This window comes from Methylocystis rosea (assembly GCF_003855495.1).
Lineage (GTDB): Bacteria > Pseudomonadota > Alphaproteobacteria > Rhizobiales > Beijerinckiaceae > Methylocystis > Methylocystis rosea_A.
Map to the genome: position 1 here is coordinate 470171 of NZ_CP034086.1, position 12668 is coordinate 482838.

Here is a 12668-nt window from a genome sequence, read left to right on the forward strand (position 1 = left end):
CTGGACGAGCCGCGCGACAGCTTCGGCCGAGGCTGACTCAGCCATCCGCCGGAGTGCGGCAAATGATCCCCGCAGAACGGACGAGTTTCGAGATTCTGGAGAAGCGATCTAATCGCGCTTCGCCTTCGCTGAACCTTCCTGGTGGTCATTGGAAATCTCCTTCTTTAGAGACGGACCACTGAACAACCTATTTAAGAGCGTCATCCTAACAACGAATGAAATCAAGCTCTGTTCCGATCTCCTCGCGTCTTTCCGCGAAGAATTACGCCAAGCGTTGTAAATTTGTCGCGGCGCTTTATGGCTCTCAATAGATCTTCGGCGCAAAGCATCTGCTCCAAAAGTTGAGCGCCGCGCTCATTAGGGACCATGTTCGCCCCGCAGATCCACCCACAATCGATCACGCAAATCGCTTATGAATGGTCGCCCATCGTCTATCGTCGCCCAGTCGTTCGTGCGGACATACGACGTCGTCGGAGGCGCTTCTTGGACACTATCGGCTTATCAGGGAGGAATGATGAAAGCGCTGGTTCGATTGGGCTTCCTGATCGCTGTGATGGCCACAACATTCCTGTTGGCGGGATCATCCGCCGGGGCGGGAAGCGATCCGCTTCCGTCATGGAACGAAGCGCCGACGAAACATGCCATCGTCGAATTCATTCGAGCGACGACCGATCCGTCGAATACGAAATTCGTCCCGCCCGAGGAGCGCATCGCGGTCTTCGATCAGGATGGCACGCTCTGGGCGTCCCATCCGATCTATCCGCAGTTGATGTATTGTCTGGATCGCCTGCCTGCCGTCGTAAAGGCAAGACCGGCGCTCGCGAAGATCGAACCCTTCAAGACAGCGCTCTCGCGCAACATGGAGGCGATATCGAAGCTTTCGACGAAGGACCTCATCAAGATCATGGCCGCGCCGCTGAGCGGCATGAGCATAGAGCGGTTCAGAGCCGATGCGGAGACATGGCTTGAGACAGCAAGACACCCGCGCTGGGGCCGCCGTTACACCGAGCTGACATATCTGCCGATGCTTGAGCTGATGAAACATCTACGCGCCAACGGCTATAAGACCTATATCGTCACCGGAGGCGGGCAGGATTTCGTGCGGGTCTACGCAGAGAAGACCTATGGCGTTCCGCCGGAGCAGGTTGTCGGAACTCTGGAGAGCGTGAGTTACCGCTATGACAAGCGCGGGCGTCCCGTTCTGATCGAGAGCGCCGAAACGCTGCTCAGCGATGTCGGCGCCGGCAAACCCGAGGCAATCCATTTGATGATTGGTCGTCGGCCGCGCGCCGCGTTCGGAAACTCAACGGGCGACCGGCAGATGCTCGAATACACGACGTCCGGGGACGGCGCGCGGTTTGGCATGTTGGTTTTGCACGACGACGCCCAGCGCGAATACGCCTATGGTCCGGCGCTCGGCTTGCCTGACACCAGAATTGGGACTTTTCCTCAGTCTTTGTATGACGAGGCGAAGCGGCAAGGATGGCTTGTCGCCAGCATGAAAAGCGATTGGAATCGGATGTGGGCTTTCGAACAATGAAGCGTATGGGAGCAGCGCGCTTAAAGCCGTAGGATCGAACCCTAGAAGGGAAAGTAGCGGAAGCTCGTCAAGATGGTGTTTTCCGAGCCACGTGGCGCGCCGCCGACCGCGTTGAAGCCGTTACGAATGATATGGGCGAATTGCACGCCGACCCTGATTTTGCCGGCCGGTCCCTCGTAGAGCGTGTGCCAGGCTCCGGTGGTGATTTCGCGCAGCGCGTGGGTCTGTCCGGAACAATTGAAAAGGGGATTGCCGAGCGCCGCAAGTGGAACGGCTGCCGCGACGCCCGGCGTAACCTGCGAAATGGAATTTTCCAGATTACAGCCGATATTGTTATAAAGCGGATTGCCGTATCCACCGGCGAAGATTGTGCCGTTGATGGCGGTGACCTGCGGATTCTTGCCGGCGATGTCGCCGCCCGCGAATGCAAAAACATCGGTTTGCGGCGTCGGATGCAGCGTTGCGCCGACGAGGAGGCTTCGTTGGTAGAGCGGCTGGAGCGCGCCGAAAGCCGTATAGGTCGCATCGGGAAGCTGACTCGATGCAAGGCGGCCGACGCCGCGCCCGATCATGCCCGACACTTGAAATTCCAGGAGCTTGGGAATGATTGGGATAATTGCGCCGGCGCCAACGCCGCCTACCCAAACTCGATGATTGCCGAAATAGACGCGCTCGGTCATCTCACGCGCCACCCCGAACGCTTCCAGATGCACAGTACGGTCGCCGAGTGGCGCATCCCATGCGGCCTTGCCGACGAGATCGGGAAGTCGATTGAAGGAATAAGTGTCCAAGGTGTTGAGCGAGCCGCCATTCGTCGCCAGGGCGAGCAGGGCGGGCGCGGGGATTCCGAGATTGTTGGGAAGAAGCGTGGAGACGGGCCCGAATCCAGGGCCCGGCGCGGCGAAGGTGTTGGCCGAGCCTTCCGCGGCCAAGGCCAACCAAAATTGCTTTCCGAAATCCTTGTAAATGCGGATGCCAGGATTTCGATCCCAGACATAGCCGGGCATGTAATTGTGGTCGATCGTCGGCGGCTGCAACGACGTGTCAGGCCGAGTGCCCAGTGAATTCATCGTTACGAGCGACCAGGTCTGACCTGCCGTGAAATGCAGCCCATAATCGTCATTGTCGATGTTGGTGTAGGCTTGGCGAACGCGGAGATTGTACGAATTGCTCTGGTTCGCGTTCGCCGTCTGGGCCGCGCCGAGAAAGTCCGTTTCGAAATAGCCCTGGATATGCGTCGTGGGACTGAGATCGCCGCGCACGAGGAGAGCGGGGCGCGTCGCGCGGGCGCTGAAGTGAAACTCGTCCGTATGTCCGGCCGTCGCGAAGCCATAGGGAATGGCGTTGAAGGGCGTGGCGACGTCGGCGCCGACCCAGTGGTTGCGCCAGACCGACTCGAGCGCCAGAAAGCCGCCGGGAATGATCTCCAGACCCTTGTAGACGAACCTATCTGGGATCCTTGGCATGGCGACGGCGGCGACCGGCGTCAGCGCCGTTTCCCTGACGTTCGCACTGCGGGCATTTACTGTTTCGGCCCGGCGACGCTCCTGCTCATCTCGGTCCTTTTTATCCATGCGGGCTTTAAGTTGCTTCACCTGACCAAGGAGCATTTGCAGCTGCTCCTTGTCCGTCATGGCCATGGCGTGATGTGGCGGCAATAGAGCCAGGACGCCAGCAGCCGTAAGCGAAATTGCGGAACGCTTGACGTCTTTAAGTAAATTGATCCCCGCCTTTGCGCCGCTCCAGAAAGGCTCAGCTCGAAAAAAAACCTTGGCATTCTGGCGCGTCTGCATTGGTGCGTCCTCTACATTTCGCACGCTTGCGTTCTAGCCAAGTTTTTATGCGCAGGTTTTTCCCGAGTTTATCTCTGTACCCTCAAATATTGCTCGTGAGTTTCGCAAAAATGGCCGTCACCCTGTTTCAGGCGGCGGCCATCTTCAATACGCTCGCTGGCGTCGCTCAGCTCATCGTTTCAACGAAAGCGATCAGCCCTTTGAGCAGCGTCGTCGGATCAGGCGGACAGCCGCGAATATGGAGATCGACCGGGACGACATTCGCGACGGCGCCCACGCATGCGTAGCTCTCGCAATAGACGCCGCCGTCAAAGGCGCAGTCGCCGACGGCGATCACCCATTTTGGATCCGGCGTCGCCGCATAGGTTCGCTCAAGCGCTTCGCGCATGTTTTTCGTCACCGGACCGGTGACGAGCAAGACGTCGGCATGGCGCGGCGACGCGACAAAACGCAGGCCGAATCTTTCGAGATCGTAATAGGCGTTGTTGAGCGCGTGGATCTCCAATTCGCAGCCATTGCAGGACCCCGCGTCGACTTCGCGGATCGAAAGACTTCGGCCCAGTTTTTGGCGCGCGGTGCGCCCTAGCGTGTAGCCAAGTTCCGCGATCGACGTCGGATTCGGAATGGGGGCCTGTTCGGTCAGAGCGCGGCGGAGCAGGCCCTGAAGCAAGAATTTCTGCATCGCGCGCGTGTCCTAGAGATCATGCCCCGAGTAGGAACAGTTGAAGGATTTGTTGCAGAGGGGGAAGTCGGCGACGATGTTGTCCTTGATCGCCGCTTCGAGCAGCGGCCACTGGAACCAGGAGGGATCGCGCAAATGACAGCGCTGCACCACGCCGTCAGCGCGAATGCGCAGCCAGACAAAGATATCGCCGCGGAATCCTTCGACGAGCGCTGCGCCTTCGCGCGTCCAGTCTTCCGGCAGCGCCCAGGCGGCGATGATCGGTCCCTGCGGCATTTCGTCGAGGATCTGTCTGACGATTTTGAGCGAGGCTCTGATTTCGTCGAACCGGACCCAGACGCGCGCATCGACGTCGCCTTCCTTCGAAGCGCCGATCTCGAACGTCAGCTGCGGATAGGGGGCGTAACCGATCGCCTTGCGCGCGTCGAACTCCCGGCCCGAGGCGCGTCCGACATAGCCCCCGCACGCATATTGCTTGGCGAGCTCTTCGCTGACGACGCCGGTTCCGACGGTCCGATCCTGCAGCGACGTCGTGTCGCCAAAGAGCGCGATGAACCGGGGAGTCATCAGCTCGATCCACTCGATCAGCGTGAAGAGCGCCTTGACGTTCTCTCGCTCCAGATCGACGACGACGCCTCCCGGCGCGATGCGATCCATCATCAGGCGGTGTCCGAAGCAAGTTGCCGCTGCTCTCAGAATGCGTTCGCGGACGATGCCGCACTGCGCATGCATCAATGCGAAGGCCGCGTCGTTGCAGATCGCGCCGATATCGCCGAAATGATTGGCGAGGCGTTCCAGTTCGGCCATCAGCGCGCGCAGATATATCGCGCGCGGCGGAACATTGACGTCGAACGCCGCCTCGACCGCCTGCGAAAAGGCGAGGCCATAGGCGACAGTGCTGTCGCCGGAAATGCGCGCCGCGAGACGCGCGGCGCGCTCGATCGAGGCGCCCGCCATCAGTTGATCGACGCCCTTGTGCACGAAGCCAAACCGCTCCTCAAGCCGCACGACGGTTTCGCCATTGGCCGAGAAGCGGAAGTGACCCGGCTCGATAATGCCGGCGTGCACGGGTCCGACCGGTATCTGGTGGAGCGGTTCGCCTTCCGCGGGAAGGAACATGTAGCTGTCACTGGCGGAGTCGATCTTCTCGGGGTCGTTGCAAGGATGACGCACGCCCCAGCGGCCATGATCGAGCCAGGGCCGCTCGTCGGGCGCGTTTTCGGCCCTCAGCCCATAAAGATCGCGGATCGCGCGCTCGAGCCTCGACGCCGGCGGATGCAATCGCCCGACGGATGGAAAGGAGCCTTCAGGGCACTCCAATGTGATGATGCGCAGGCGCGGCTCCCGCTCTTCGAGCACCGCCATGTGAACGCTCGCAGGTTCGCCCCACAGGCTGAGGAGCTCGCGATCGCCTCTCGCAAGACTTTCGGCGAAAGCGAGCCAACCAGCTCTGTCGACGATCTCACGCGGCCAGGGCAGACACGTCGGCGGCGACGGCTGGGCCTCTATCTGTTTGCTGGCGAAGTTCATCTTTTCATCCTTTGAACTCAACCCAAGAGCCGCGCGACGTTCTGGAACCAGGTTACGACGTGAGAGGGAAGGTAGATTCCCGCCAGCAGCACAAGTGAGAGATGCGCGTAGACAGGCCACATCGAAGCCTTCACCTCGCCTTGGTCGCGGCTCGGCTCGCCGAACGCCATTCCGGTGAGTCGCAACAGCAACGCGCCAAAGGCCAGCAGGAGGCCGAAGACCAGTGGAATAGCGAGGAGGGGCTGGCGCGCGAAGGTCGAACTCACGACGAGAAATTCGCTCATGAAGATGCCAAGCGGCGGCAGACCGATGATTGCGACGACGCCAGCGACGAGGGACCAGCCGAGCGCCGGTTGGCTTTGCGTCAGCCCTCTGATGTCGGCGATTCTCTGCGTGCCCTTGACCTGCGCGATGTGGCCGACCGAGAAGAAGATCGCGGACTTCGTCAGGCTGTGCATCGTCATGTGCAGCAGACCGGCGAAGTTGGCGAGCGGTCCGCCCATGCCGAAGGCGAAGGCGATAATGCCCATGTGCTCGATGGAGGAGTAGGCGAACAGCCGCTTGATGTCGCCACGGCGGTAAAGCATGAAGGCCGCCATGATGAGAGATGCAAGGCCGAGCGTGATCATCAGCGGGCCCGGCGTAATCGCCGCCGCATTCGCCGTCAGCAGCATCTTGAACCGCAGCACCGCGTAAAGCGCGACGTTGAGAAGGAGGCCGGACAAGACCGCCGAGATCGGCGTCGGGCCTTCCGCATGCGCATCCGGAAGCCAGGCGTGCATCGGCGCGAGGCCGACCTTGGTGCCGTAGCCGAGCATCAGAAACACGAAGGCGACGTTGAGCATCCGGGGATTGAACTGCGGCGCTTGCTGCATCAGCGTCGTCCAGACCATGGCGTCGTAGCCCTGTCCCAGCACCGGCTCGGCCGCCATGTAAATGAGGATCGTGCCAAAGAGCGCCAGCGCGATCCCGACGCTGCCGAGGATGAAATATTTCCAAGCGGCCTCGAGGGCGTGCGGCGTGCGGTACATGCCGACCATCAACACGGTTGTCAGGGTCGCGACTTCGACCGCGACCCACATGAGGCCGATGTTGCTGGCGAGCAGCGCCAGATTCATGGCGCACATCAACGACTGATACATCGCGTGATAGAAGCGGACGTTTCTCGTGGTCAGCCGGCCAGTTTCGATCTCATGGTCGATATAGCTCGCGCTATAGACGCTCGTGGTGAAGCCGATGAAGGTCGAGAGCACAATAAAGACGATGTTGAGGTCGTCGACGAAGAGATAGCCGCCACGTTCGGGTTCGACGACGAGAAGCACAAGCGCGAAGAGAAACGTCGCGCCGGAGGCGCAGAGGTTGATGATCGCCGAGCGTCGGTAGGCGGGTTCGAGCGCCACGGCGATGGCCGCGACGGCGGGAATGCCGACAAGCGCGTTCGAGACCAGGAAGAGATCGGAACTCATGAACGTCCTCCGCGCACGCGATCGAGTTCAGAAAGGTCGACGTTGTCGAATCGCTCGCGGATGCGAAACAGGAAGATGCCGATCACGATGAAGGCGATGAGAATGGAAAAGGCGACGCTGATCTCGACGACGAGCGGCATGCCGTTCGCCCCTGCCGCCGCCAGCACCAGACCATTTTCCAGCGACATGAAGCCGATAATCTGGCTCACGACGTTACGCCGCGTCACCATCATCAACAGCCCCAGCAGCACGATCGCCAGGGCGAATGCGATGTCCTCGCGCGACAGCGGATCGGCGGAGGCGGTCGCCGGCAGCATGACGACGAGCGACAGCGCCACAAGAAATATGCCGATGAGCATGGTTATGCCGACGCCGCCAACGACCTCCACGGTGCGGTGGATGCGCAAGCGCTTGATAATGCGGCGGAGGCTGAACGGAATGATCAGCGCCTTGAAGATCGCCGCGATCGCGGCCGTGAGATAGAGGTGATGTGCATCCTGGTAATAGGCCTGCCAGGCGACCGACAGCGACAGAATGACGGCGTGGAGCGTGTAGATATTGATCAGCCCCGACAGTCTGTCCTGATACAGCAGCATGAAGCTCGTCAGTAGGAGCGCGCCCGCCAGGACATGGGCGATGTCGATTGTCAGAAGCTCCATCAGAGGCTCCGTGTCACGAAAACGAGCAGCGTCGCGAGGAGGCCGAGCATCAGCCCCGCGCCGAGAAAGTCCGGCACGCGGAAGATGCGCATCTTGGCCGTGGATGTCTCAAATAGCGCGAGCGCGCCGCCGCCGATCGCCAGCTTCAGGACGTAAGCGCCAAGGCCGATCATCATCGCCTCCGCGCCCGCATCGTGCGACGCGAGTCCAACGGGGAAAAAGACGCAGGCGATGAGCGAGAGATAAAGGAGCAGTTTGAGCGCGGAGGCGAGTTCAATGAGCGCGAGATAGCGCCCGGAATACTCAAGAACCATCGCCTCATGCACCATCGTGAGCTCGAGATGCGTCGCCGGATTGTCGACGGGAATCCGTCCATTCTCCGCGATGGCGACGATGAGGAGCGCGACGAGCGCCATCCCGACCGAGGCGCGCAATTCCAGATTTCCGGCCATATAGGCCGCAATTTCAGAGAGCTGCGTCGTTCCGGCGACGAAGGAGACGGTGAAGACGATCATCATCATCGCCGGCTCCGCGAGCGAGCCGAACATCGCCTCGCGGCTCGAGCCGATGCCGCCAAAACTCGTTCCAATGTCCATGCCCGCGAGAGCAAGGAAGAAACGGGCGCTGCCGAGCAGAGCGATGATGGCGATGAGATCGGCCGACCAGCTGAACGTCAGTCCCGTGGCGAATGTCGGCACAAGCGATGCAGCGACCCAGATCATCGCAAAGATCAGATAGGGCGCCCAGCGGTACAGCCACGATGCGTTTTCTGCGAGGACGACCTCTTTGCGCAGCAGCCGAATGAGATCGAGCCAGGGCTGAATGATCGGCGGCCCTCTGCGACGCAAGAGGCGCGCCTTCAGCTTTCGAACAAAGCCGATAAGCAGCGGCGCCAGCGCGAGCACCAAAAGCATTTGGAGGCTCTGGGCCATAAGGTTGAAAAGAAGCGTCATATCGCCACCAGGACCAGGAGGAAGACGAGCGCCGCGAAAACCAGCGCGAGATATTCCTGGATCGTCAGGAGACTGAGGATGTTTAGCCCGGTGGCGCAGGACTCAACCGCCCGCGTGAGGGGCGCATAGAGATAGTCGAAGATTCGATCCTTGATGTCGACGCTCAGGCGCGCGGTCCGCGTATCGCCAGGCGCCGGCATGTCGAGGCGCTCCCGCACCGAAAAGGCGATGACGCCAAGGGTGCGTCGGATCGGCTGCGCGAAGCTGCTGCCTGTGTATTGCGTCATGGGGCTAGCTTCGATGTGGCCGCAGTCCCAGGCCGGCGCGCGCCGCGACCGCGCCGTGCCGAATTTGTGGATGACCCATCTCGCCGAATAGGCGGAGAAAAGAATGAACAGGAAGACCAGAAGCCCATTGTAGGAGCTGCGGCTTTCGGCGACGGGCGCGATCGAGAGCCAAGAGAGTTCAGCCTGCGTCGGCATGCGGCCGCCGACAAAATCTTTCGCCACGGGCGAGATCGTGTCGATGAGGAGGCTCGGCAGCAGACCGGCCGTGAGGCACAGCGTCAGCAAAACCGCCATGGTCGCGAGCGACCAGCGATCCGGGTCGTGCGCCTTGCGCGCCGCTTCGCTGCGGGGGCGCCCCAGAAAAGCGACGCCATAGGCGCGGATGTAACAGCCGGCGCCGAGCGCCGCGCTCAGCGCCAGCGCCACGCCGACCGCCGGAACGAGGAGCTTGACGGTCCATTGCGGCAGCGACGGGCTCAGCAGGATCGCCTGAAACACCAGCCATTCCGAGACGAAGCCGTTCAGCGGCGGCAGGGCGGCGATGGCGACGCACCCGCCGAGAAAAAGGAACGCCGTTTTCGGCATGGAGTGAATGAGCCCGCCGAGACGCTCGATGCTTCTTTCGCCGCTCGCGTTCAGCACCGCGCCGGCGCCAAAGAACAGCAGGCTCTTGAACAGCGAATGATTGAAAACGTGAAAGAGCGCGGCGGTGAAGGCGAGGGCGGCCGGCAGCGCCATGCCATTGGCCTTGAACGCCAAGGCAAGTCCGAGCGCGATGAAAATGACGCCAATGTTTTCGATGGTGCTGTAGGCGAGCAGCTTCTTCAGATCGCTCTGTATCGTCGCGAAGAGAACGCCGATGAGGGCGCTCGCTGCGCCAAAGGTCATCGGCTCGACCGACCACCAGAAGGCCGGCGGCCCGAGCAAATCGAACACGACGCGAATGAAGCCGTAGACGGCGACCTTCGTCATCACGCCGCTCATCAGCGCCGAGACGTGGCTCGGCGCCGCCGGATGGGCGAGCGGCAGCCAGATATGCAAGGGCGCGAGTCCGGCTTTGGACCCCATGCCGACGATCGCGAGGGCGAGGACAAGGCCCGACGTCCATCCCATCTTGGTCGACTCGCGAATCGAGGCGAAGTCATAGGCGCCGCCGACGCCTCCGAGAACGCCAAACGCCATCAACAGCGCAAAACCGCCGAAGCTCGCCATCAACAAATAGACGAAGCCGGCGTGCCTGTTCTCCTCCTCATGATGATGTGTCAGCACGAGCGCCCATGAAGTAAGCGACATGAACTCCCAAGCGACGAGAAAGGTGAAGGCGTCGTCAGCCAGCACGACGAGATTCATGCCAGCGAGAAAAGCGGGATAGAACGGCAGCACGCGCATCGGCTCTTTCTCATGCGCGCCATAGCCGATCGCATAGGCGCTCGCCGCCGCGGCGCCCAGATTGACGACGGCGAGAAAAAAGGCGGTCAGGACGTCGATGCGAACATGCATGCCGATCCACGGCAGTCCGAGCGGCAAAACCGTGGAAACGACATGAGCGCCCCTTGGCATGACCGCTGCGAGAAAGATGACGCAGCAGAGGCCGACGCAAAGGCGGTAGACGTTACGGCTAACGTCATGGTTCCGCCTGTCGACGATGGCGTAGACGCTGACGGCGAGCAGGGCGCTGACACAGGTCAGCGCCAGGTAGAGCGGCATACATGTCACCTTCGAATCGACGCGACAGTCGTCGGTCGCGCCTTGCGGGAACTTTACGGGCTAGACGCTGCGCTTGCGCGGGGCGAGGGGATGCTTTGACGTCGCAACGTGTTGATCCAGTCCGCAAATCTCTGCGTGGCCGCCGTTAGCTTCATAGTCCTCGCAAAAGTGATGCAGGTTCTCCATCACCGTGTGATCGACGCACCAGGACTCCGAGAGGTCGAAGATCACCGTCTTGCCCTTTGGGAGCTTGGCGAGATCGCCCTTGAGCGCGAGGTAATTGGCGAAAAACGCGGCGCCGCCGATCTTGACCTGATAGACGCCGGGTTCGCTCTCCACGACGTCGCGACGCAACTTGAAGACCTGCGCCCAATTGACGCTGCGCCAGAAGTGGAACAGGAACTCGGCGGCGATGCCGATGGCGACGCCGATCAAGAGATCGGTCGCCAGCACGCCGATGATGGTGATCACGAAAACGGTGAGCTGGTCCCAGCCGATCGCCAGCGTCTTCTTGAACTCGAGCGGCGAGGCAAGTCGGTAACCGGTGAACACCAGCAGCGCCGCGAGCGAGGCCAGCGGGATCTCATGAATGACCCTCGGGAAAAGCGCGACGAAGATCAGCAGGAACAACCCGTGGAAGAAATTCGCCCACCCCGTGCGCGCCCCATTATTCACATTGGCGGAGCTGCGCACGATTTCTGCGATCATCGGCAGACCGCCAATCAGGCCGCAGATGATGTTGCCGAAGCCGACGGCCGCGACGTCGCGGTTGAGATCCGAGGTGCGCTTATAGGGATCGAGCTTATCGACCGCCGCCGCGCTGAGCAGGCTCTCCAGGCTGCCAACGAGACAGATGGCGAAGACCTGCTGCCAGAACATGCTGGAGCCGATCAGCGAGAAGTCCGGGAAGGCGAAGCCGGACAGGAAGTTCTGCGGAATCGAGACCAGAAATTTCGGACCGATCGTGAATTCGTGATGCGGCAGAAACGGCGTGTCCGGCAGGAAGAGATAGATATGTTCATCGTCGAGATCGTAATATTGCGCGAGAGCCATGCCGATGATCACGACGACGAGCGGCGCGGGGATCATCTTTAGTCGCCGACTCTTCACCAGCGACCAGGCGATCAGGATCAAGAGCCCAAGGCCGCCGATGATGGCGACTTCCGGATTCATGTCGCGAAGGCTGGCGGGGATGGCGCCGATCGTCTCAAACAGCGTCTGCGCATCCGGCTTTACGCCGAGCATGACGTGAATCTGCTTGGCCATAATGATGATGCCGATCGCCGCCAACATGCCATGCACGGCCGAGGACGGAAAAAAGGCGCTCATCTTGCCGGCTTTCATGAGGCCCATCAGCATCTGAATGACGCTGGCGCATACAATCGCCGCCAAGGTGTAGTGGTAGCCGGCTTTGGCGTCGCCGCCGCCGAGCGCCTGCACCGAGTCCAGAATGACCACGATGAGGCCCGCCGCCGGGCCGGTGATGGTGACGAAAGATCCGTTAATGCGCGACACGAGGAGGCCGCCAACCACGGCGGTGATGATGCCCGCCTGCGGCGGAAAGCCCGAGGCCATCGAAATGCCGAGGCAGAGCGGCAGCGCAATAAGAAAGACCAGAAAGCCGGACAGAATGTCGGCGCGCCAATTTTCGGCCAATCCGGCGAGGCCGGTCTTCGGCGTGAACCTTGTTGGAATCGTCGCTGCGAAATTTGACCGATTTTCATCCGCGGCGGGTCTGCCGAGATCCTTGCCCAGCCATGCCTGCGACGACGAACTGGGGCGCCGAGCGGCGCTCGCCTCTGCCGCGCCCGCTTCGAGGTCGTGGGTGACAGCCTGAGCCTTGCTTTTCATCTGTTGTCCTTGCAATTGCGCTCAGCCGAAACCTTGGCGCCGACCGGTGAGCGCGCCGCAACTTAGGACACACCAGTGGCTGTGGTGTTTCTCCAGTTTTTCAGGCCACAGAGATTGTTTCTGATTCTTTTCCCAAATCCGACGAGATCGGACCAAAGCTACGGAAAACGTTGAGAAGCGCAATCTTTTTTGTGATGGAA

General features: G+C 61.1%; 9 protein-coding genes. 1 reads left to right on the forward strand and 8 read right to left on the reverse strand.

What is annotated here, in order from left to right:
* Positions 1 to 511: 511 nt before the first annotated feature.
* The gene (locus EHO51_RS02160; RefSeq protein ID WP_124737509.1) at positions 512 to 1540 is read left to right on the forward strand and encodes an HAD family hydrolase; all 1029 of its coding nucleotides are present in this window, start codon (positions 512 to 514) and stop codon (positions 1538 to 1540) included.
* A 41-nt stretch (positions 1541 to 1581) separates the two neighbouring features.
* Here the strand turns inward: EHO51_RS02160 and EHO51_RS02165 are convergent, their stop codons facing one another.
* The 8 genes from EHO51_RS02165 to EHO51_RS02200 form a co-directional block, all read right to left on the reverse strand.
* Entirely contained in the window at positions 1582 to 3150 is a 1569-nt protein-coding gene (locus EHO51_RS02165; RefSeq protein ID WP_245434707.1) for a hypothetical protein, read from the reverse strand.
* Between the two features lie 349 nt (positions 3151 to 3499).
* Positions 3500 to 4015: an NADH-quinone oxidoreductase subunit B family protein gene (locus tag EHO51_RS02170; RefSeq protein ID WP_124737511.1), complete on the reverse strand. Its 516-nt coding sequence runs from the start codon at positions 4013 to 4015 to the stop codon at positions 3500 to 3502.
* 12 nt (positions 4016 to 4027) lie between these two features.
* Positions 4028 to 5545 (reverse strand): NADH-quinone oxidoreductase subunit C, encoded by a 1518-nt coding sequence (locus tag EHO51_RS02175; protein ID WP_245434708.1) that lies wholly within the window; start codon positions 5543 to 5545, stop codon positions 4028 to 4030.
* Between the two features lie 17 nt (positions 5546 to 5562).
* Positions 5563 to 7011 (reverse strand): hydrogenase 4 subunit F, encoded by a 1449-nt coding sequence (locus EHO51_RS02180; protein WP_018407337.1) that lies wholly within the window; start codon positions 7009 to 7011, stop codon positions 5563 to 5565.
* Positions 7008 to 7670, reverse strand: a complete 663-nt coding sequence (locus EHO51_RS02185) for a hydrogenase-4 component E (RefSeq protein WP_018407338.1) — start codon at positions 7668 to 7670, stop codon at positions 7008 to 7010. Before EHO51_RS02185 ends, EHO51_RS02180 begins: the two co-directional genes overlap by 4 nt.
* Positions 7670 to 8623, reverse strand: a complete 954-nt coding sequence (locus tag EHO51_RS02190) for a respiratory chain complex I subunit 1 family protein (protein ID WP_124737513.1) — start codon at positions 8621 to 8623, stop codon at positions 7670 to 7672. Before EHO51_RS02190 ends, EHO51_RS02185 begins: the two co-directional genes overlap by 1 nt.
* A complete protein-coding gene (hyfB, locus tag EHO51_RS02195) occupies positions 8620 to 10617 on the reverse strand; it encodes a hydrogenase 4 subunit B (protein ID WP_124737514.1) in 1998 nt (665 codons plus the stop codon). The genes EHO51_RS02190 and hyfB overlap by 4 nt, the downstream gene beginning before the upstream one ends.
* 60 nt (positions 10618 to 10677) lie before the next feature.
* Positions 10678 to 12468, reverse strand: a complete 1791-nt coding sequence (locus EHO51_RS02200; protein WP_205788987.1) for a SulP family inorganic anion transporter — start codon at positions 12466 to 12468, stop codon at positions 10678 to 10680.
* Positions 12469 to 12668: the final 200 nt, after the last annotated feature.